The organism is Myroides sp. N17-2 (assembly GCF_002286775.1).
In the GTDB taxonomy this organism is placed as follows: Bacteria; Bacteroidota; Bacteroidia; order Flavobacteriales; family Flavobacteriaceae; genus Flavobacterium.
In genome coordinates, this window is record NZ_NSGJ01000007.1 from 47,075 (window position 1) to 69,947 (window position 22,873).

General features: G+C 34.3%; 18 protein-coding genes. 1 reads left to right on the forward strand and 17 read right to left on the reverse strand.

The window, feature by feature from the left end; genetic code table 11:
* The first annotated feature begins 1 nt into the window (after window position 1).
* A complete protein-coding gene (locus CF599_RS04820; protein WP_121964911.1) occupies window positions 2-769 on the forward strand; it encodes a mechanosensitive ion channel family protein in 768 nt (255 codons plus the stop codon).
* A gap of 119 nt (window positions 770-888) precedes the next feature.
* Here CF599_RS04820 and tsaB read toward each other — a convergent pair whose 3' ends face one another.
* From tsaB to CF599_RS04905, 17 genes are all read right to left on the reverse strand, one after another.
* Complete coding sequence (gene tsaB, locus CF599_RS04825; RefSeq protein WP_121964912.1) at window positions 889-1,560, reverse strand: tRNA (adenosine(37)-N6)-threonylcarbamoyltransferase complex dimerization subunit type 1 TsaB; 672 nt, start codon at window positions 1,558-1,560, stop codon at window positions 889-891.
* On the reverse strand, window positions 1,557-2,810 hold the full coding sequence (locus tag CF599_RS04830; protein WP_121964913.1) for an efflux RND transporter periplasmic adaptor subunit: 1,254 nt from the start codon (window positions 2,808-2,810) through the stop codon (window positions 1,557-1,559). Before CF599_RS04830 ends, tsaB begins: the two co-directional genes overlap by 4 nt.
* Window positions 2,811-2,816: 6 nt before the next feature.
* Window positions 2,817-4,256: a TolC family protein gene (locus tag CF599_RS04835; RefSeq protein WP_121964914.1), complete on the reverse strand. Its 1,440-nt coding sequence runs from the start codon at window positions 4,254-4,256 to the stop codon at window positions 2,817-2,819.
* 93 nt (window positions 4,257-4,349) lie between these two features.
* Window positions 4,350-4,580 carry a hypothetical protein gene (locus tag CF599_RS04840; RefSeq protein WP_121964915.1) on the reverse strand — a complete coding sequence of 77 codons (231 nt, stop codon included), beginning with the start codon at window positions 4,578-4,580 and terminating at the stop codon, window positions 4,350-4,352.
* 15 nt (window positions 4,581-4,595) lie between these two features.
* Entirely contained in the window at window positions 4,596-5,135 is a 540-nt protein-coding gene (locus CF599_RS04845) for a DUF420 domain-containing protein (RefSeq protein WP_121964916.1), read from the reverse strand.
* A 16-nt stretch (window positions 5,136-5,151) separates the two neighbouring features.
* Entirely contained in the window at window positions 5,152-5,775 is a 624-nt protein-coding gene (locus CF599_RS04850; RefSeq protein ID WP_121964917.1) for an SCO family protein, read from the reverse strand.
* A gap of 1 nt (window position 5,776) precedes the next feature.
* A complete protein-coding gene (locus tag CF599_RS04855; RefSeq protein WP_254050240.1) occupies window positions 5,777-6,436 on the reverse strand; it encodes a hypothetical protein in 660 nt (219 codons plus the stop codon).
* A gap of 77 nt (window positions 6,437-6,513) precedes the next feature.
* The gene (locus CF599_RS04860) at window positions 6,514-6,870 is read right to left on the reverse strand and encodes a cytochrome C oxidase subunit IV family protein (protein ID WP_121964918.1); all 357 of its coding nucleotides are present in this window, start codon (window positions 6,868-6,870) and stop codon (window positions 6,514-6,516) included.
* Between the two features lie 18 nt (window positions 6,871-6,888).
* Window positions 6,889-7,869, reverse strand: a complete 981-nt coding sequence (locus CF599_RS04865) for a cytochrome c oxidase subunit 3 (protein ID WP_121964919.1) — start codon at window positions 7,867-7,869, stop codon at window positions 6,889-6,891.
* A gap of 44 nt (window positions 7,870-7,913) precedes the next feature.
* The gene (locus CF599_RS04870; protein WP_121964920.1) at window positions 7,914-8,498 is read right to left on the reverse strand and encodes a cytochrome c oxidase subunit 3; all 585 of its coding nucleotides are present in this window, start codon (window positions 8,496-8,498) and stop codon (window positions 7,914-7,916) included.
* Window position 8,499: 1 nt separating this feature from the next.
* Complete coding sequence (gene cyoE, locus CF599_RS04875) at window positions 8,500-9,414, reverse strand: heme o synthase (RefSeq protein ID WP_121964921.1); 915 nt, start codon at window positions 9,412-9,414, stop codon at window positions 8,500-8,502.
* Between the two features lie 1,335 nt (window positions 9,415-10,749).
* Entirely contained in the window at window positions 10,750-11,496 is a 747-nt protein-coding gene (gene deoC, locus CF599_RS04880) for a deoxyribose-phosphate aldolase (RefSeq protein ID WP_121964922.1), read from the reverse strand.
* A gap of 56 nt (window positions 11,497-11,552) precedes the next feature.
* A complete protein-coding gene (locus CF599_RS04885; protein WP_121964923.1) occupies window positions 11,553-11,933 on the reverse strand; it encodes a VanZ family protein in 381 nt (126 codons plus the stop codon).
* Complete coding sequence (gene gcvH / locus CF599_RS04890) at window positions 11,923-12,303, reverse strand: glycine cleavage system protein GcvH (protein ID WP_121964924.1); 381 nt, start codon at window positions 12,301-12,303, stop codon at window positions 11,923-11,925. The genes CF599_RS04885 and gcvH overlap by 11 nt, the downstream gene beginning before the upstream one ends.
* A gap of 57 nt (window positions 12,304-12,360) precedes the next feature.
* On the reverse strand, window positions 12,361-19,863 hold the full coding sequence (gene sprA / locus CF599_RS04895) for a cell surface protein SprA (RefSeq protein WP_121964925.1): 7,503 nt from the start codon (window positions 19,861-19,863) through the stop codon (window positions 12,361-12,363).
* A 3-nt stretch (window positions 19,864-19,866) separates the two neighbouring features.
* The gene (ruvA, locus tag CF599_RS04900) at window positions 19,867-20,448 is read right to left on the reverse strand and encodes a Holliday junction branch migration protein RuvA (protein ID WP_121964926.1); all 582 of its coding nucleotides are present in this window, start codon (window positions 20,446-20,448) and stop codon (window positions 19,867-19,869) included.
* Between the two features lie 95 nt (window positions 20,449-20,543).
* Window positions 20,544-22,823 carry an NADP-dependent malic enzyme gene (locus CF599_RS04905; RefSeq protein WP_121964927.1) on the reverse strand — a complete coding sequence of 760 codons (2,280 nt, stop codon included), beginning with the start codon at window positions 22,821-22,823 and terminating at the stop codon, window positions 20,544-20,546.
* Window positions 22,824-22,873: the final 50 nt, after the last annotated feature.

Sequence of the window (22,873 nt, forward strand, 5' to 3'; positions counted from 1 at the left end):
AATGGAAAAATTAGATGCACTATTAACTCGATATATTGAGAAGTTTATGGCGTATGTACCAGAGATAGTTACCTCGTTGATTATCTTAGGAATAGGTATGTACCTAATTCGTTTCTTACAGAAGTTAACAAATAAGATATTTCTAAAGCGCGAAATAGACCCTACATTTGCTAGCTTTATTCTTGATGTGCTTATCTGGGGATTGAGAGTTTTGTTATTTGTCATCATTGCTTCTAAGTTAGGAATACAGACTAGCTCATTTGTTGCCATAATTGGGGCGATGAGTTTAGCGATAGGTCTATCTTTACAGGGCTCACTGAGTAACTTTGCTGGTGGAGTATTGATTATTTTGTTCAAACCATTTAAAATAGGTGATGTAATAGAGGCTCAGGCTGAAAGTGGAAAAGTAGTAGCTATACATATCTTCTCTACTCAAATACTAACTTACCAAAATACGGTTATCTACATTCCTAATGGAATTCTATCTAATGGCAAAATCAAGAATATAACGCAAAATAACCTTAGAAGAGCAGAAGTAGCTGTACAAACTACTCTGTTAAAGAACACCAATGATTTTATCGATCGCCTTCAACAAGAACTAGATAATTATGACAAAGTTTTATCACAACCAAAACCAAGGATACTGATAAAAGAACTCCTAGACACTAAGATAACGTATAATGTACAGGTATGGGTAGAAAATGACAATTACAACACAGCTTGTTCTTATGTATTATTAAAAGCAAGAGAAATAAGTGATACGATGTAACTTTCACTATGTTATAACGCTAAAAAAGGTCTAATATGAAATTCCATATTAGACCTTTTTTGTATTTTAAGAGATAACAATCCTATGTCCTTAAACGCACTATAATTATCAACTACTGATTACTTCTTTTTTTGAATCAACACGAAATCTTTTAAGTAGAATGGCTCAAAGTAAGCTACATCTACGAATTCGTCCTTCATATACTTCTCGTACGCCATTGCCCCCATTTGCCATGCTGAAGGATAAGTCACATCCAGATAATAGATAAACTGTTCTCCTGACAACACTTCTTTACACTTCATCGCTCCATCTCCTATTAAGTGCAATTTCACATTTGTATATGTTGAAAATGTGTGCTCATCAACTACAATAGCCTCAATAACTCCTTGCTTCACATAATTTTTATCGAAAGGAACTGCAAACACTTCCATTCTACGAGCATCTAACATCGGAATAATCAACCCTTCAGTTATCTCGATTTGTCTTGCTAAAATCTCTAAAGTATCTAATGCTATTAATGGAATAGATAGTCCATAACAAAGCCCCTTTACAGAAGATACTCCTATGCGTAAACCTGTATATGAGCCTGGCCCCTGACTAATAGCTATTGCAGACAAATCTTTTAATGTCTTGTTATTTTCTTTTAGTATGTCTTCTATATATACATGTAGTTTCTCAGCGTGAGAGAAGTTCTCCTCAGCTATTTCTTTACATGCTACTACTTTTCCTGTTACTGATAAAGAGACTGAACAATTCTTAGTTGCCGTCTCAATAGATAAAATCGTTATCATTTTTCTTTTTTACTTTCTACTTCTACCTTAGCCCCATGTTGAAGTGTTCTACTAACTGTCGAATATGGACCAGTTATTATGACATCCTCTTTATTTAGGCCCTCTAATATTTGGATATTACTATCGTCTTGTATACCTGTTTTGACAAACTTAATCTTTGCTACACCCTTGTCATTCACAAAGACTGCTTCTCTCATTAATTCTTTATCAAAAATCTTGTTTTCTATTTTATTCATAATAGTATCTGTAGGTGTCTTCATCACTACAGCACTTATAGGAACAGCTAAGATATCATTCTTAACATTAGTGATAATATCCACCGCTGCTGTCATACCAGGTCTAAATGGCGAATAATTCTCTATATTATTATTAAGCAAATCTTCATAAGACTCGCGTAATATTTTTATTTTCACTTTAAAAGTAGTCACTTGATCCGCTGATAAAGTAGCATTAGATGCTGAATTGGAAATACTAGTTACCACTCCTCTGAACTCTTTCTTAAGATAGGCATCCACATTAATACGCGTCTCATCACCTAACTTTACCTTTACGATATCATTCTCATTAATATCTACTTCGACCTCCATACTATTAAGGTTGGCCACACGTAATATCTCTGTTCCTGCCATCTGCTGTGTTCCTAATACACGTTCTCCAAGTTCTACATTAATCCTAGAGATAGTACCATAAGCCGGAGCATAAATAGTAGTACGCAATAAGTTTACTTTTGACTCCTCTAATGAAGCCCTAGAACTCTCTACACTATAGAATGCAGATGATTGGGCTGCTTTAGCTACTTCATAAGTACGCACTATCAGATCCCACTCTGAGCGAGAGATCACCCCCTTATCATACAGTTTACTATTTCGATCATAGTTAGACTTCGCTTCTTTCAGCTGCGCTTCAGCTTGAGAAAGACCTGCCTTACTAGTAGCTAGCATTGCCTCTACTCGCTCCATCGCAGAAGTATATAACGCAGGATTAATTACAACTAGGAGATCACCCTTTCTTACTACCTGTCCTTCTTTAACTGGCAAAGTTATGATTTCTCCAGAGACTTCTGGAGATATTTTAATCTCTATTTCAGGCTGTATTTTTCCTGTACCTGACACAGTTTCTACAATATTAGATTTATCTAACTTTACTGTCTCTACTAGTGTCACTTCCTCTTCCTTACCAAATACAAATTTAGCTAAGACTAAGCCCGTGATAATAACAATACTGGCTATTATTATGTATTTCTTCTTCATACCTTGTTAGTTTTTAAATAATGGAATACCAAAATAATACTCTAGAATCTTCGTCTTAAAAATGTATTCATACTTAGACTTTAATAAATCTGACTGTGCAGTAACAAAAAGTGTCTGATTTTGATTTAACTCAAAGATATTAATCAAACCTACTGAATAACGTTCCTTAGCATACTCTAAAGAGAGTTTTCTAGCTTCTAAACTCACATTACTTGCTTCATATTTCTTAAGTGCACTTTCTGTATCTGTATAAGCCTTAAATACTAATTGCTCTAAATTCAACGTCTTTACTTCACGTTCATTCTCTACCTGCTTCAATACTAATTTTTTTAACTTGACATTATTTCTAGTAGCGAATCCATTAAAAATTGGCACCCTTAAACTTAATCCAAAATTAGAATTAAAATTATCACTAAACTGATTAAAGAAAGAATTAGGTCCTCCGTAAACGCCCATACTATTAGTACGTACCACACGTTGGTTAGTTCCTTCTACATATCCTACTTCACTAGTAGTAGATAACGGTTGCATTCCCACTAATCTATCAGTATAATTGATATTTGTCCCTAAATTATAAAATGCTTGTAGAGTTGGATTATACGCTGCTTTTGCTATTTTAACCTCTTGTTCTGCTATATGTACATTAGCATCAGCAGTTTTAAGATCAGTAAGTGCTTCTATTGCCCTATCGGTTATATCTGAAGGAGTATGCGCTAACATATTAGATTCACCTACTTCATAATCTTTATCGACGATATCGAAAGATTCATATGAAGTAATCTGTAATAATTGTGCTAAGTTTAATCTAGCCATAACTAACTCATTCTGCGAGATAATTAGGCGTTGAGTATCGACAGCTACTGTAGCTTGAGATTCTAATAAGTCGCCTCGAGGTACTACACCTGCATTCACAAGTTCTTGCGTACGCACTTCTTGGCTTTGATCATACTCTAATTGTGTCTTATTAGTTTTGACAAGCTCCTTATTAAAGAGAATTTGTAGATAAGAATTGATCACATTTAAGGCGATATCTTCTTTCATCTTCTGCAATTTATACTGAGAAGCCAAATGAGATAGTCTAGCCATAACCAAAGTATTCTGCTTGCGAAGACCACTATACACATCTACATTTACACCAAGGCCAAAAGTAGTTGTTTGTATAGTTTGACTTTCTATGGCGCTAGTGGTACGATTAGGTTGATCAGATATAGTCCAAGAGTGATTACCACTTAAATCAACATTAGGCATAAAGTTTCCTATAGCCATATCTTTATTAATCGCAGCACTCTGTTCATCTAGTTCATATTGCTTAATACGGATATTATTCTGTATAGCATAATCAATACATTTCTCTAAAGACCATAATGCATTCTCCTGTCCATAGCTTTTATAGCCAGAACTAGATATAAGTATACATAGTGCACTAAGTAAGAAGTAATGCTTCATACTCTATAATTGGTTTTACGTTGGCATAAAGCCAACAACGTTAGTATCAACTATAAAGTAATAAAAAAAACCGCTAATATTAGCGGTTTTTTGTTATGATTTTGTATTTCTTTTGTTTTTGTAGACTTTATAGCTAAAATACATTGCTAGTCCGACTAGTAAATATGGAAATATCATCAGATAAACGATTCCGTCATTTACAGCTTCAGCTTTCACGCCTCCATCTTCGGTTTCTAATGTTGCTCTACACATAGCGCATTGAGCAGAAACTTCTTGAGACAAAAAGAAGATAGACAGTAGAACTCCCCAACCTAACTTTTTCATATCGTACGAATAGTATTAATTAATATAATATGGAGAAATCATCCAATAAACGATAACCCCTGTTACAGCTACATACATCCACATAGGATAAGTAATACGAGCTAGTTTCTTATGTCTAGCATAAGATCCTGAAATACCGCGCACAAAAGTGAACAATACAAAAGGAATAATGATAATAGACAAAAGAATATGAGTGATAAGAATAAAGAAATAAACATATCTAATCATTCCCTCACCTCCAAACTTCGTCTCTATAGAAGTCATATGGTACGCTACATACATCGCTAAGAAAGCAACCGAACAAGCAATACACCATTTAATCAACTTTTCATGCAGCTGCTTATTCCCTTTCTTAATAGCTGCAACTGCTAAAAATAACAATACTGCAGTAATCCCGTTAATCGTTGCATAGATAGGAGGCAAAAACGATAAAGGCTTAACGTCATATCCTAACTTTTGCAAATTAACTGTAAACAAAATAGCTACTACTACAGGTATTGCAACTGATAATACCCATATCCACTTATTATACTTCTGTTCTGTATTTGATTCCATTTTATCTTGTTGATGTTTATTCGTCTAATAATGCCTTAATATCCTCTTTTAACCAAGCTACTCCCTCATCAGAAGTACCATCATAATAAATAATAGGATTACCATGCTCATCTTTACGACTGCGGATATTTCCTTCTTTATCTATAAGAGCAAATAATCCTGAGTGTTCAAAACCTCCTGGTGATTCTGGATTGACACCTGTATACAAATTAAACTTCTTCGCTAAGTCATAAATATAAGTAGCATCACCAGTCATCATATGCCAATATGGATTCTTAACACCTAATCCATCAGCATGTGACTTAAGAGCCTCCACAGTATCACGTGTAGGATCTATCGTTATAGATGCAATACCAAAGTCCATCTTACCGTAGAATGCTTCTTGAAGTTTCATCATATTAGCATTCATAATTGGGCAAATAGTAGGACAATTAGCAAAGAAAAACTCTACTACATAGACTTTATCTTTATAACTATCATTATTTATTGTTTTATTATTTTGGTCTACTAATTCAAACTTAGGTGCTGTACCTACAAGAATCAAGTCAGCTTTCTCAAACTTTTTAAGAATCTTAGGCACTGCCCAGATACCAAATATTAAAATAATAAGCGAGATCCAGATATATGATTTGTCTTTCATATTATTGTTCTTTAGAGTTTAGTTTTTTATATTTTTTTAGTGCCAATCTATACTCAGCTAGTACTACTTTGACATCATCCATCATATCGTTGTTTAACTCCGCGGCAGATATAGTAGAGTATCCCTCTTTATATTCGTAAGCACCTACTTTATTGTTTCCCTTACGTCCACGTAGGTTACGATCTTTATCAATGATATACACATTTGCACTTGCTAAATCAGCATCTAACTTTCCTACTAAACCTAGTGAATTATAAAACTCCTGTATTTCCTCTGGTTTTAAAAACACATAGTTCCAATTAGACATATCAGAGATAGGGCTAAGATCATCCACTACTTTCTGAGCTGCCTCTTCACTACCATAAGGTAACACCATCACTAACTGAAAATCTTCAAAGTCAAGGTAGCGTTTATAAATCTTTTGATTTAAGTTAAAAGCATCCCCTCTATCTCTATATAAATGCGCTCCTGGAAATCCAAGTACAGTTATCTTTCCATTTAAAGTAGGATTCTTATTTAAAAGGTCTTTCCCTTTAGGTAAATCATTTACCCCCTCAGTAATGATAGGCAAACGTTTAAACTGATTAACACCTGTTGCAAAGAATAAATATGCACAAATAGGCATAACAAATAGCAACGTTAGAATTAAATATTTCTTCATTTTGACATTATGTTGACTAACTAACAAAAATAAAAAAAGGCGGTCAATAAACCGCCTTTAAAATATATAATATCTTATTAAAATATCCACTTATACTGTGAGTTATGGAACACTTCATAGATGTAATTACCTTCTGTTAATACCAGTGCAATTAAATAAACACATAAGAAAGTAAGAACACCAGCTACAGACCATCTTAATGATGCTGTTTCGTGCTCTAAGTGCATGAATGCCCACATAATATAATATGCCTTAACTATAGTCAAAATAATGAAAATATAGTTTAATATACTCAATCCGAAGATATGAGCATGATGTAAAGAGTCTGGTTTAATAATACCTAAAATAACCTCTACTATAGTAATAAGAGACATGATAACGAATACTGTCCATATTCTCTTTTTATTTGAATGATATGCTCCTTCTGCTGCCATTTTTCCTTATTTTAAAAATTAAACTAAATAGAAGAATGTAAATACAAACACCCAAACTAAATCGACAAAGTGCCAGTATAATCCTCCTTTTTCAACCATCTCGTAAGAACCTCTTTTTTGGTAAGTTCCAATCAATACGTTGAAGAATATAACGATGTTAATTAATACTCCAGTAAATACGTGGAATCCGTGGAATCCAGTAATAAAGAAGAAGAAATCACCAAAAGTTTTGTGTCCATACTCATTGCGGATTAGATTAGCTCCTTCAACTACTAATACTGCATCTCCGATACGCTTAACAGATTCTTCTCTTGTTAAGATCTCTTTGTGCTTAGCATCTGTAGTTAATTGAGTTCTAATTCTCACATTTGGATTAGCCTCAAAACCTGCTTTTACTTCTGCAATAGAATAAGTAGTAGTCTCTGGTCCTTTAACAAACCAAGTCCCTTTTGCTCTTGTTAAAGTAGCCTCATCTCTATTCGGATCAACTTTAGCAAAATCAGCTAATGCAATTTGCTTTCCATCTTCCCCTACGAACTGTAAGATAGACCCTCCACGAGTCTCTACTGCTCCGTAAGTTCCTTTAATAAAGTTTTTCCACTCCCATGCTTGTGATCCCAAGAAGACTAATCCTCCGATAATAGTCATAAACATGTAAATAGCCACTTTATTCTTTTTCATTTGATGTCCAGCATCTACAGCTAATACCATAGTAACTGAAGAGAAAATCAAAATAAAAGTCATCAATGCCACATAGAACATAGGTGCTTCTACACCATGTAAAAATGGAAAGTGATTAAATACTTCGTCTGCAATCGGCCAAGTATCCATGAATTTGTAACGAGTAAACCCGTACCCTACAAGGAATCCACAAAAAGTTAATGAATCTGATAATATGAAATACCACATCATCATTTTACCATAGCTTACTTTTAGAGGCTCATTTCCTCCACCCCAAGTAGTTTCTTTAGTAGCTGCTGTAGTAACTGTCGCTCCCATAAAATGTTGTTAGTTATAAAGTTTTCAAATTTAGTTTATTTTTTCTATTTAAAGAATGTAAAAAATAAAAACAAATAAATCCACAATAAATCCAAAAAGTGCCAAAACCATGCACACAATTCAATTCCAAGATATTGCTGTGAATTATACTTTTGTTTAAAATGATTATAAATTACATACAATAGTGATAAAAGCCCTCCAGCTAAGTGAGCTACGTGTACTATTACGATCACATATAAAAATGATGTTGTAATGGTACTCTCACTTCCTGTGAAGAAATATCCCATTGATACTACTTCGTTAAAGCCTTTGAACTGCAAAAAAACGAATAACAATCCTAATATCAAAGTAGAAACTAGATAAGTAGTCGTTTTATTGCGTTGATTTTCTTTTATTGCCTTAAATGCAAGGTGAAAAGTAATACTACTGATGAATATTACGATTGTACTATATAAAAAAGAGTTTGGTAATTGAAAGTCTGCTAACCAGTCTGGACGTGATTTACTCACCACATACGCACTTGTTAAACCTGCAAACACCATCATAATACTCCCTATTCCGAAAAGCATCATTACCTTTAATGCTTTCCCTTTTCTTTCGTATTGTTCTTGAACTGTGTAATCCTCCATGTTATCTTAAAATTTTATCAAGTATATAGATTATCTGTATCAAAGAAATATACGTTACACTAACTAACATCAGTGAACGTGCTGCTTTATCAGTTCTCTTCTTATACAGTTTAATTCCTGCCCATAACATCCATAGACCAGCTAAAAGAACTAACACTGCAGATACAGGTGTTAGATACAGCCTACCCGTCATTCCAAATACAGGGAATACAGAAGCTATAATTAACCAAATAGTATATAAGATGATTTGTGTTGCTGTTTTTGAGTCTTTCTTTCCTGTAGGTAACATTGAGAAACCACCTCTCTCATAGTCATCATATAAGAACCAACCAATAGCCCAAAAGTGAGGGAATTGCCAGAAAAACTGAATGATAAATAATGTACCTGCCTCGATACCAAAATTATTCGTTGCCGCTACCCATCCTAACATAAATGGTATAGCTCCAGGAAAAGCACCTACGAATACTGATAACGGAGTTACAGTCTTTAACGGTGTATATACACTCGTGTACAAAAAGATAGAAATCGCACCAAACATTGCCGTTTTTGGATTCACCATATATAATATGGCAATACCTGCAATAGTTAACACACTAGCTAAGATAAATGCCGAACTAGGCTTCACTCTTCCTGATGCAATAGGACGGTTCATTGTACGCGTCATTTTTGCATCTAAATCTCTCTCTATAATTTGATTGAATACATTCGATGCTCCCACCATACAGTATCCTCCGATAGCTAACGCTATTACTGTAGTGATCTCAATACTTGCTAAATCGGGTATAGCTAAAAAGTAACCAGCTATGGTAGAAAAAACTACGCTGAGTGCCAACCCCATTTTAGTCATTTCTTTAAACTCCGTCAACACAGAAGTTGACGTATTTTTTTCAGACGATAAATTCAAAGCTGTTTTCATTTATTTTTAATGATGTGCAAATATAGGTCATTTTTTAAAAACAATCCTTAAAAACAAACAGTACAGCCTTAATATAACGCTTTTTTAAATATCCTCAACCTTTAGTGTTCTAAAAAAACAACATGTAAACAAAACAACACTTTCACAAAAGAAACTAAGGTGATAATCATAAACAACTACGATTGCTATGCCTTAATTAGTACTTCTAATACTAAGTTTTAACATATTACTTTTTTATACCCTCATCTATTAATCATCTTAACGTCAGATCTACTACTCTTTCATCCAAAAACAAACTACAATTCATCTGAATATTACAAGTTCACAATAGTCAATTCACACTAAATCCTCTGCTAAAACGAATAACCTAATCACAAAATCTACACTTCCCCCTCAATCTATTAATCCAGTACAACTAACATCTAACTGCTAAACATCACCTCCCTTTTACACCAATAAAAACACATTTGTTTTTTTTAAAACAAGGTCCTTTTTTACCTTAAAATTGAAACTATTGATATTCATATGCTGATTTTTTTATACAAAATCTCTATATACCACATAAATGATACTCCTAATCAACTTTTTTACACATTTTTTTCAGGACAGAAACAAATCAACAAATTAACAATCAGTATCTTAACTAAAAAACTCAAATTATCAATTATAGCTATAACACCCTTTAACCCCAGTGAATTCGGACTCTAGTGTGAAATACTAGGACATTTCAAGGACAATACTAGGACAATAGTTGGGTAAAACAGGCTTTTCTCCAACAATACTCCTTTTATTCTTCCGCTATTGTTCTCCTATTAAACACTCCTGTGAAAATTACATTACACAGAGATGTGATTATATCATCCCTCAAATAAGTTGATTTACTCTTTTAGCTATGACATACTTAATTTTGATCTTTTTTAAAATTCCAATATTAGAAGTACTCACGTCACACATAAAGAAGATCAATTCATCTTATTTGTGCTGATCTGTTTATAGAAGTAGAAAAACTAAATGCAGAGTATGAATTTGCACAACATTACAAATTGACAAAGAGAAGGTAATCTCAACTACAAAAGGAAGTTATAGATATAGGTATAAAACTATTTAGAACTACTAGGACATTTATATCTGTAGAAAACAGAATAATACAGTAGACTAAACTAATTTTAATTGATAAAATGGATACCAACACGTTAAACTAACATTTAGAAGTCAATAACGCATTAAGTCTCAAAAATAAAGTAACACCCCATAATAGAATAGATCGGAGACTTAAAGGCATAAAAAAAGACATCTTTATAAGATGTCTTTTTCATATTTTGGAAGATATATTACTTAGTAACTATCTACAGTACCTGTACCATCAACGATAGTCTTAGCAGATGATGTTCCTAAACGCTTAACTCCTAAGTCAATTAACTTAACAGCGAAGTCTTTATCTCTAACACCACCAGAAGCTTTAACTGATAATGGCCCAGCATTCTCTAACATAAGAACCATAGCCTCTAGTGTAGCACCATTAGGCTTTCCTCCTTCTGTTTTATAGAATCCAGTAGATGATTTTACAAATACCTTTTCATAATCCTTCTCACTAAACTTAGACATTACTACATTTTTAATTAATGCAGTTAACTGAACGATTTGATTATCTGTCAAAGCAGCAGTCTCTAATATCCATTTAACAACTTTTCCAGCTTCAAGACCATACTTAGTACACTCTTCTACTTCTTTTTTCACTTTCTCAACTTCTCCGTTTTTAAACGCAGTATAGTCTACAACATAATCAATCTCATCAACTCCATCAGCTACAGCTTGTTTAGCTTCAGCTAACTTAGCTTCAAGTCCACGATTTCCTTCTGGAAAGTCGATAACTGTACCGATTGCTACTTTAGAGTTAGCAGCATCTACCATTTTACGTCCCATTTTTACTTGATCAGGACGGATCATCGCTAACTTAAATTTTTCATCAATTGCTTCTTGAATCAAATCAGCTACTATTTGATTATTTTCTACTTCACTAACTCCAGCTTGATCAGCTAATTTTAAGTAAGTAGAATCCATAAATTCCCTTAAGTCTTTCATAATCTAAATATATTAAAAACAAAAAATGACCCCAACATTGAGGTCATTTTGTAATCTTATTTCTTTCTTTTGAAAAGAGTCAAACATAGTAATACCCCAAATAAACTACCTAGACAGTTTGCTAGTTCATCCGCCCATTCGGCGCTTCGTGTAGGTGAGAAGAAATATTGTAACATTTCGACTATACCACCCATCACACTAGCAATAGTAAAGATAAGGATACTTAACCAAATTCTTGACTTATTTGGCATACTTTTTACACTATATACAAACCAAATTATGGAAAATACAAAATAAAAAGTAAAATGTGCAACTTTGTCCTTATAAGGGATATCAAATCGTGGTGCTTTTGCAATAGCTTCACTACTTAACAAGCAAGCTGCCAAAACAGCTCCTGTCCAGAGTACTCCTAATGCAAAGTATAATTTACGCTCCAATCAATTCTTTATATTGTGCATCTGTTAATAGATCAGCAATCTCATCTACATTAGATACTTTAATTTTAATCATCCATCCTGCTCCGTAAGCATCTGTGTTTACTAATTCTGGTTCAGTCTCTAAACCTTCATTAAATTCAATAACCTCTCCTGACAATGGTAAGAATAAGTCAGAAACCGTTTTTACTGCTTCTACAGTACCGAAAACTTCGTCTTTATCTAAAGTTTGATCCAATGTCTCAACCTCTACATAAACGATGTCTCCCAATTCTCTCTGTGCGAAATCAGTAATTCCTACAGTAGCAACATCTCCTTCGATAGCTACCCATTCGTGATCTTTTGTGTACTTTAAATTAGCTGGTATATTCATTATAATAAGTTTTTAGCAAATGTATAATATTATTACATAATGTGGAATTAATAAGCATTAATTTCCAAAATTATATCGCATTGTAAACCCTGCGCGGATATTCGTGATAGGATACATTGTAGAAATAACTGCTTTAGAGAATGAATGATCATAAAAGAAGAGAACTTGCAAGTTTTTACTTAACATATAGTCTGCTCCTAATCTTAAAGACCACATATCTTGCCCTCCTCCTGATTGGCTATTACCATAATCAAGGTATCTAACCACTGTCTCTCTCTTAGTAAGTGTAAAATCTGCTTTAATATTAATATCACTAGATATTCTACCTCCCATACCTCCATTAGCATAAGATGAAACAAACCCAACATCTTTCACTCTATATCCCAATCCTAAAACGAAGTCATTTCCATTGGTCTCAGTCAATAAATTATTATCAAAACTCAATGACAACATTCTATCTTTTCTCATCTCTAAAGACATTCTAATCGAGGTCTTAGTCTCAGCATCAAATCGAATCAAAGGATTAAACTGCTCAAACATCGTTGCGTTATTAACCACATATTTATCAGGGTAATTTCCGTATTTATTTGGCGTATTTGGCGCTTTATAATAATCCGTATTATAACTAAATAACCCAAGTGTATAAGATGCTCTATATCCGTGAGAAAGAGAGAAGTTTTTAAAGTTTTCTTTAAACCAACCTATTTTCATTAACCCTCTATACTTCAAGTTCCAGTTTGGCAATGGTAAATTTCTAAATAAACCAGTCGATACCTTATTCGCATCTTGTCCTGTGTAAGCTGCCAAGAAAGATGGCAATAACACTGACTGGCTTCCTTTACTATATCCTAATGGAAATCCTTCTTTGTCAAGGTTATTTGGATTAGTAATATCTATACCGCGCTCTGTCGCTAATCTATTCGCTACGATAATACGATTATCTAACATCCTATCGAATGTAGCCGAACTCATTAGATCACTACTAGAGAATGACGTTCCGATCATTACAGTAGAGATACTGAAGTTTCCATAGCTATAAGGAGCCTGTGCCTTGTATTCACCATTCTCTACGGCAAATTGCTCAGAGTAATTATCCGACTTCATACGCTCTGCATATAAATCAATCGTCAAGTCGGGAATCAATACTACAGAAGCATTAATGTTCAATGTCTTATTACTAATCGTTGTATAAGGTTGATTCATTTCAGGGAATTCTGTTAAGTATCCACTGCGAGCAGCACTATATCTAATGTCAGCTTGACTACCAAATACAAATCCTAAATCAGGTTTTGTTGTTCCAAAGAACCCTACACTAGGCAAAAATCCAGGTAACATCGTACCGCTATTTTCAGAGTAATTAACTTGAATATTCTTCACTGATGTAAGCACTCCAATCATCAAATCTTTAGTAGCTGTCATAAAAGCAGAAGGCTCACTATCTCCCTTCTCTTTTTTATCTTTCTTCTTCACATCGTCTTTCGTCTGCACTACTTTTTGTCCAGGTACTATAGCTGCTTTTTTCGCTTTTGAAGTAGTCTTATTACGATCAGTACTCTTCACTAATCCCAAATAGCGATAAAGCGTTTCCATACCTAATGTCGTATTTAAACGTTGCGTTCTAGCATTCTGAATCGTATTTCCTAGATTGTAATTTACACCGTCAATCTCAATATTAGAATATGCTTCTGATGCACGTTGCCAGTTAAAACTTCCTGTATAAGCATAATTAGAACGAATAAATGATAAAGCTGGTATTTTACTAAAAGGCAATTCATAGTTAACAGTTAACTGCTGTGTAAACTGATTCGGCTCACCAATATTAAAATAATCATCCCAAATAGTATTCGAATTATCAATCACTCCATTCACACTATCATAGTAATTACGCACAACATTATTACTACCCCCAATATAACTTAATCTTAAAGATTTAGTCAAATCAAAGTTGAATCCAAAGTTATAGTTAAAGAAGTAGTTTCTTCTGTATAATGGGTCTAGCCCAATACCTTCCACATCTATTAATCTAAACTCTTGTCTATTATACTGACGCATAATATTAGAACTAAATGAGATATTACTTGGCACATAATTAAAGTTAAAATCCTTCAATAATGCCCAATAATTACCTTGCATAAAACCAACCTTCTTAAATGGTTCAATAGTTTTGGTCTCGAATGCATAAGTGTAATCTAATGATGAACGCACCTGTTGTTCTAACATAGATTCTATCTCAAAGTCGTGGTGTTTTACCTCATTATATGAATGTGATAAAGTAACATTCTCTATATCATAAATATGATTTTTCTTCTCAGGATTCTTCTGTTTATTAACCCCAATAAAGTTGATACTTTTACGTCTCGTATAATCCATCGCACGCTTCTCAGCTTCTTCAGCTTCTGCAGAAGACTTCGCTCCAGACTTAATTAAACTCAACTTTAAATCTGGATTCATAGGGTCGTATTCTGGAGTAATAAACTCCTCACTCACTGCGTAATTAAAAGGCAAAGTAATACCCCATTTCTTAGGTAGTAATTGTCCTAAATTCACATTAGTCATTACGCTATATGACTTTCTATCTTCACGACTACGTTGCTGTGGTCCTTGCTCTAATCCTCCAAAACCTATAGTAGATTTCATCCCTGTCACAGAGAAGTTAGCGAAATCTGCAAGATTACCATCAACAGTAGCCATTGCTGCCCATCCTCCTTTATTGTCCATATCAGACATACGCAACTCATCAAACCAAAACTCTCCTGACAATGCCTCTGCTCCAGGTGTAATATTTCTAACACCTATCATCATCATTCTTACCTTACCAAAGTTAGGATTACCCTTAATACCGTATCTCAGTTTATTTGGTTTATCCCCTGCGCTGTTATCTAAATCTCTCTCATCAACATAAAATACCTTAGATGTATCAAACCCAGGTTTTGACACCTCACCCATTTTTAAAACTTTCAACTTTGCTAACAAATCTAGAGATACATCTAGTTCATTCTCTTTAGGCCAAATATTCTCAGGGCTAGTTTCTCCACCATTTGTTATTTTTAAAGGTATCTCTATTTCATAGAAGTTCTCTATAACATCACTACCTAATCTAATGAATGCTGCCATTTCATAATCCTGTAAACGTCTAGTGGCATCTTTAAGAGATTCACCGTGAATAAACATTCTCAATTTCTTGTATTGACGCATATCCACATTAAAGTTCTTAAATACCCCTCTAGCATCTTGACCTAATAATCCATCAGGATATACATTTGGGCTTTTAGGATATACTTTTACAGATAGAGATTGTTCATTCTGATTTATCAAAGTATTATTCATATACACCTGTTCTCTTCTAACTCCAGGAGGAGTCACATAAGGAATAGGCTTACGGTCATAGTTATCTGTTAAGTTTACAGAAGATACATCTACACCTGTATTCGCGTATATTTCTTCTGTCTTATCAGGTCTATTCTCTATTAAGTTTCTAGTATAACGTTTCCAATCAGAACGAACCAAATTCAGTGTTCCGAAACGCATTGTAACTTGTTTTTCAAAACCAGTTAGGTACATACGCATAAAACGAATAGAACGCGTATCTTCGATAGGTCCTACTTTTTTACCTTTAGTATCTACTGGTATTTTATACTGAATCCAACGTACATCAGACACAGAACCATCAGGTAGCTGTACCTTAGTCTCACGCACATCAGTTACATACTCATCACCTACTACAGTATTTGGTTTTACCTTAACCTTGTACTCATAATAAGCATTGATGGTATTCATCGTATTGTCCCCATCGATATCTTCTGCGTCTGGTTGATTACTACCTGCACGTCCACCACCTGCAGGGCTGTTATTCTCTAAGCCGTTATAATCTCTATATCGTTCTAATATACCTCCTTGTGCATCTAAATAGTGAATAAAGTTATCTGCAGCAGGATCGCTAAAACCAGCGAAATCCTTAAAGAACATTCTCTCTTCATCATCATTTAACCCGTCTAATCCAACATCTTGTAATCGTCTATTCTCAGCATTAGTATCAAATGCGTAAACTAAAGAAGGTGCTGAAGGTACTTTCCCCCAAATAGTAGTAATCGTATTCGTTACATTTACCCCAGTATCAGGAAGTCCATTCTCATATTGTTTATGCCCATCTCTTAAAATATCTTCAGAAATAAATCCAAGATTCAGACGTAATTCTCCCGTATTTTGAGCAGTTATAGCATCTCCAGTTTTTCCAATATAAGGATCCATAACCCAAAACTCCACAAACTCAATATTCGCTTGTTCAAAATTCGTAGTTGTAAGACCACGCATAATACCCGCCCAGTTTTTGCGAGGAGTAAGAGATCGAGGGCTAGTTAAATAACTCTTATTGAAGTTATATGGTCCTCTTTCTTCTGGATAGAACGTTAAGTCTAATGTATTAATTACTCTACTCTCTCCATAGGCGATATCCTTATTAGGGAATAACTCATCACTGTAAACTCGTCTTGTTCTATTAGAAGACAAATCAAATTCGGTTACCCCTGCAGGTTTACTACCTACATAGAAAGTCGGGTCAACTGAATACCAAGACATCTTAGATCTTCTATATCCATCTTCTAAACTATAAGCAGGTTCTGTTGCTAGGCTAGTGTCATCTTTTTCCACTTCATTCAATCCATGGAAACCTATAGGCACACTTGACAACTTCCAAGATAAAGGAGATTTAACATCTATCACTGATTGCATTCCTTCGAAGTCATCGATATAAGATGTCGCTTCACCATTCATCTGATCAAGTTTAGAAGATCCTGGCTGTAAATAAGCGAACTCTCCTCTAAATGATACTCGTGATTCTACATCAGTATCTATATTTGGTAACTTATTTACTAATCTAGTCAAGAAAGGTACTTCAGTAGAATACTGTGCGTTTAATCCCCATATCGTGTTATTTACAGATTCTTGACCATAGCTAGATTTATGTGTCATCGGACGTTCAGACATCTGTAAGAATGTACCTCCTAAGATAAAGTCTTTACTAAACTTATGTTCTATATGCATACCAAAGAAACGCTTAGTCTGCTGACCAAACATCGTATTATTCTCAACAGACACTTCTATAGGAGTATTAGATGCTTGTAATCCTGGATCTAGAATCATCACACGACCTCTACTATAATCGACTGTATAATCAACACCTTCTACTAATACACGACCAGCTGCTCTAACAATAACAGAACCTGGAGCTACGTTAAATGACCCAATAGGTATTCCCTCTCCCATAGAGCTAGAGAATTTTCCTTTTAATTGGAATTTATTCTTTTCGTTTTGATTTCTAAGTGCCTCTGTTTTAGTAGTACGATACATACTTCTAAAGACATACTTAGATTGGTTTTTATTATATGTTCCTGTAGTGTTATAATCTTCACTTACTTTATTCTCAGCAAGCTTATTAAATAAATGCTCTCCGAAAGGCTCTACTGTTGTAAAGATAATTCGTCCATACATTGGGTCTATCGTAATCCCCTCAAATGTGTTACTGTTGTATTGGTTGTTATTATTTCCGTAGCCGCTGTTATTTCCATAACCTCCGTTATTTCCAAAGCCTCCATTATTGCCATAGCCACTATTATTACCCCCATATCCACCATTATTACTACCATATCCACCATTGTTATTGTAACCTCCATTATTATTGTTACCATAACCATTGTTCATACTACCCGCATTATTTGGGTTAAAAGTATTTTGCATTCCTCCATTAGGTAAGAAGTCAAAGAAACCATCTCCTCCTGCTTGAGGATCATTAGTATAATTTAATCTATCTAAATGGAATACTTTTAATAAAGGTGTACGTTCTACTCCCTCTGCTAATGGCTTACCATCAACTGAACTAATGTAATTTAATGGACTTGGATCAGTATATAAGATATTAAATCTAAACTTATCTTGAGAGATGTACATTGCATTTGGAATCTGATAAATATTCTTCATCATTAATTTCCAAACAGGCTCTCCTACCATTGTAAGGTTACTCTTTAACATCTTTAATATTAAAGACTCACTACGTGGCACATCAGGATTATTCACATCAATACCTGGAGGTGTAACAGTCACTCCTCCATCAGTACCAAACTCCCCTACTTGATAAATCTTATCCCCTATAGAGTATTGGAAAGATACTGCTAACACTTCATCATTAGACAGTCTCTGATTAAGTGAGATATATCCTAACTGCGGATGAAAGGTAAACTCATTAGCATTAAGCTTACGCGCACCTTCTAAACGAACGAAATCACGTCCTTCTTGTACAGTTACATTAAATCCACTATTACCAGATGAATTTAATCGAATAGCGCTATTTAAGTAATTATTACCTATCTGACCTGGATCAAACTTATTGTTCGCATTATCTGGATAAGCATTATGAATACCATTAAGGGTATAAAAATCAGGTTCAGGTCTAGAGACTACTTCACTATTTGGTTTCCCTAATTTATTTTGTCCTTCTCCTAAATCCTCAAGAGCTATTATATTACGCGCGTTATTACCTGTTTGGTTCACTCGACCATAGCGGTTCGTAATCCAAACTTCCACACGTGTGATTCGTACTCTACTCTTAATGAAAGGATATTTCTCTAAAGATTCATCATAGTTGTTTCTAAAGAATTGAGATAAGAAATAATGTCTATCCTCATCATAATCTAAAGCATACATTTCGAATTCTTCTAACACCCCGCCTCCGTCTGCTCTAATAGAGGTCGTTTGAGATTTTTGTTCTGAGAATACTCCTGTAATAGTTGTACGTCCAAACTGTAATTCAGTCTTAACACCAAACAAACTCTGTGCTCCTCTCACAAGAGAACCACTAATCGGCATACTTACGTTTCCTATTTCTACTTTACGAACGATATCATCTTCATCTGGAGCAAATGAGAGTTTCATCATATTTTGGAAATTAAAAGTAGCCTGTGTATCATAATTTATATTTACAGCTAACCTAGTTCCCACCATACCTTGAAGCCCCATACTAATACGCTGATTAAAATCAAAAGACATATTCTTTCGATTACGCGTAGACACAATAGGATTATCCTGTTTACTATATCGAACCCCCATATCAAACTCAACAGAACCTGTCGGCTTAACATCTATCGTATTAGAACCAAAAATAGTGCTGAATAGTTTAGAGTTTACATAATATCTAGGCAACATATCACGCTTTATCTCCTCATTCTCTTCTCTACCGTGCATCACATTAAACCTCTGTAAGAAATACTTACGAAGTTCGGCACGCATAATTAATTCTTCGAATTCTTTACGCGTTAAAATAAGAGGATAATTGACGTTAAAACCGTCAAATGTTTTAGTTAGATAATAGCTATCCTTATAAGGATTATATGAATATGCCTCTTTTATTATATCAGGATCAGGTATAACTATTTTTCCTATATCATATTTAACTTGAAGGGAATCTACTTCTTGGAGCCCTATATTTTGGGCATGCGAAATTTGCACCCCTAAGAGTAGAATAATTAGCCAAAAAAAAAGTGACTTGGATATAGGAAAATGCTCCTTCAAAATTTATAAATTTTTTAAAGCTTGCTTAATGATGAATTCAACTGATGCATCTGGATCTTGTTTAATGATCTTATCTACAACTTTCTCAGCTGATTTACGAACAAAACCTAATACTTCTAAAGCTGATAACGCTTCATCTGCATTTGTATTGTTAATAACCGGAGAAACTTCATCAATATTATACAATTTTAATACCTTCTCTTGTAAATCTAAGATAACTCTTTGAGCAGTTTTAGCCCCTATTCCCTTTACAGATTGAATAGTCTTTACATCAGCAGAAGCGATAGCTTGTAATAATTCTTTAGGGGAAACAGAAGATAACATATTACGTGCAGTATTACCACCTATTCCTGATACAGAAATAAGCAATTTAAAAAGTTCACGTTCTATTTTATCTATAAATCCGAACAGAGTATGTCCGTCTTCTTTTATTTGTAGGAAAGTATACAATCTCAAATTCTCTGAGGAACCAATTTGAGAAAAAGTATGCAGGGAAATATGGATAAGATATCCTACTCCCCCGCAATCTATTATCACTTCAGTGGCAGTTTTTTCTACTAGGCGTCCTTGAATATGTGCTATCATTGTTATATCAAATTTTACATCAAAAATAACAATAAATATTAACTAATTAATAACAAATAATCAGTCGAGCAACTACTATTCAGAATACCAGTAATTTACTTCTTTTTACGGTTTTCACGTACTTGAGCATCTACTACAGCTACAGCTGTCATATTTACCATTTCGTCAACGCTAGCACCTAGTTGGAATACGTGAACAGCTTTATCTAAACCTAAAATAATAGGACCAATAGACGTTGCTTTGTTCAACTCTTTCAACATTTTATAAGTAATGTTTGCAGAATCTAAGTTAGGGAAGATAAGTGTATTCACTTTCTTGTCTACTAATTTAGAGAATGGGAATTTCTTTTTCAACATTTCACTGTTTAGAGCGAAGTCAATTTGAATTTCACCATCAACTATCATTTCTGGAAATTGTTCGTGTAAGATACTAACCGCTTCCTTCATTTTAGTTGGTGAAGCGTTAGGTGCAGAACCAAAGTTAGCATAAGACAACATCGCTACAACAGGCTCCATACCGAACATACGAACTGTCTTTTCAGTCATAACAGCTATTTTAGCTAAGTCTTCTGCTGTAGGATCTGGGTTAATAGCTGTATCAGCTAAGAACATAGGTCCTCTTTTAGTCATCATTAAGTTTGTAGTAGCAACTCTACTTACTCCCTGAGCTTTAGGGATCAATTCTAAGATTGGTTTCACTACATTAGGATAACTGCGAGAGTATCCTGTCAACATAGCATCTGCTTGTCCTTCGTTAATCAACATTGAAGCGAAATAGTTACGCTCTAACATTAATTTACTAGCATCATATAAAGTTACTCCTTTGCGCTTTCTAGTTTCCCAATAAGCATTAGCAAAAGCAGCTCTTCTTTCTTTTTGCTCTTCAGATTTAGGGTCAATGATTTCTACTTCTTCATTAAACTCTATTTCTTTTTTAAGCTCTAATATAGTCTCTTTATCACCTAATAAGATTGGAGTTACCATACCTTCTTCATAAGCAATTTGTGCAGCTTTCAACACATCTAAATGATCTGCTTCAGCATAAACTACACGTTTAGGTTCAGTCTTAGCACGGTTGATTAACATACGTACTAATTTATTATCTGATCCCATTCTTTCTTCTAAAGAAGATTTATACTCTTCCCAGTCAGTGATAGGAGATAACGCAATTCCACTTTCCATAGCTGCTTTAGCTACTGCAGGAGGAACTACAGAGATTAATCTAGGGTCAAATGGCTTAGGAATAATATACTCTCTACCGAAAGTAAACTTAGTCTCACCATAAGCTATATTAACTTGTTCTGGCACTGGTTCTTTAGCTAACTTCGCTAAAGCTACTACAGCAGCCATTTTCATTTCTTCGTTTATCTTAGTTGCACGCACATCTAAAGCTCCTCTAAAAATATAAGGGAAACCTAATACGTTATTAACTTGGTTAGGATAATCAGAACGACCAGTTGCCATAATAATATCCTTACGAGTTGCTACTGCAAGATTATAATCAATCTCTGGTTTAGGGTTAGCCATCGCAAATACGATAGGATTCTCGTTCATCCCTAATAACATCTCAGGTTTTAATACGTCAGCAGTAGATAACCCGATAAATACATCAGCACCTTTTAAAGCATCTCCTAAAGATATATCAGTATCAACTGCAAATTCTCTTTGTAAATCAGAAATACGAGCATCGTCTTTTTTTAATACTCCTTTACTGTTAAACATTTTGATATTTCCTTGTTTAACACCAAAAGCTACATATAACTTAGCACAAGCAATAGCAGCAGAACCAGCACCAGACACTACCATAGTAACATCCTCCATTTTCTTACCAGCTAATTCCACAGCATTAATCAATGCTGCTGCTGAGATAATAGCAGTACCATGTTGATCATCGTGCATTACAGGGATATCTAACTCTTCCTTTAAACGTCTTTCTATTTCAAAAGACTCAGGAGCTTTAATATCCTCTAAGTTTATACCTCCAAAAGTTGGAGCAATATTTTTTACAGTTTCAATGAATTTCTCAACATCAGTAGTATCTACTTCAATATCAAAAACATCAATATCAGCAAAGATTTTAAATAGTAATCCTTTTCCTTCCATTACTGGTTTAGAAGCTTCAGGTCCGATATCCCCTAATCCTAATACAGCTGTACCGTTTGAGATAACAGCTACTAAATTACCTTTCGCTGTATATTTATATACATTATTTACATCGCTTGCAATCTCTAAACATGGCTCCGCCACACCAGGTGAATATGCTAAAGCTAAATCTCTTTGTGATGAATACTTCTTTGTAGGAACTACTTGTATCTTCCCAGGCGTTGGTTCTGCATGGTACTTAAGCGCTTCTCTACGTAAACTATCTTTATTCATAAATTTACATTTAATGTGATGAACAAAGATAACCTTTTTGTCATACTATT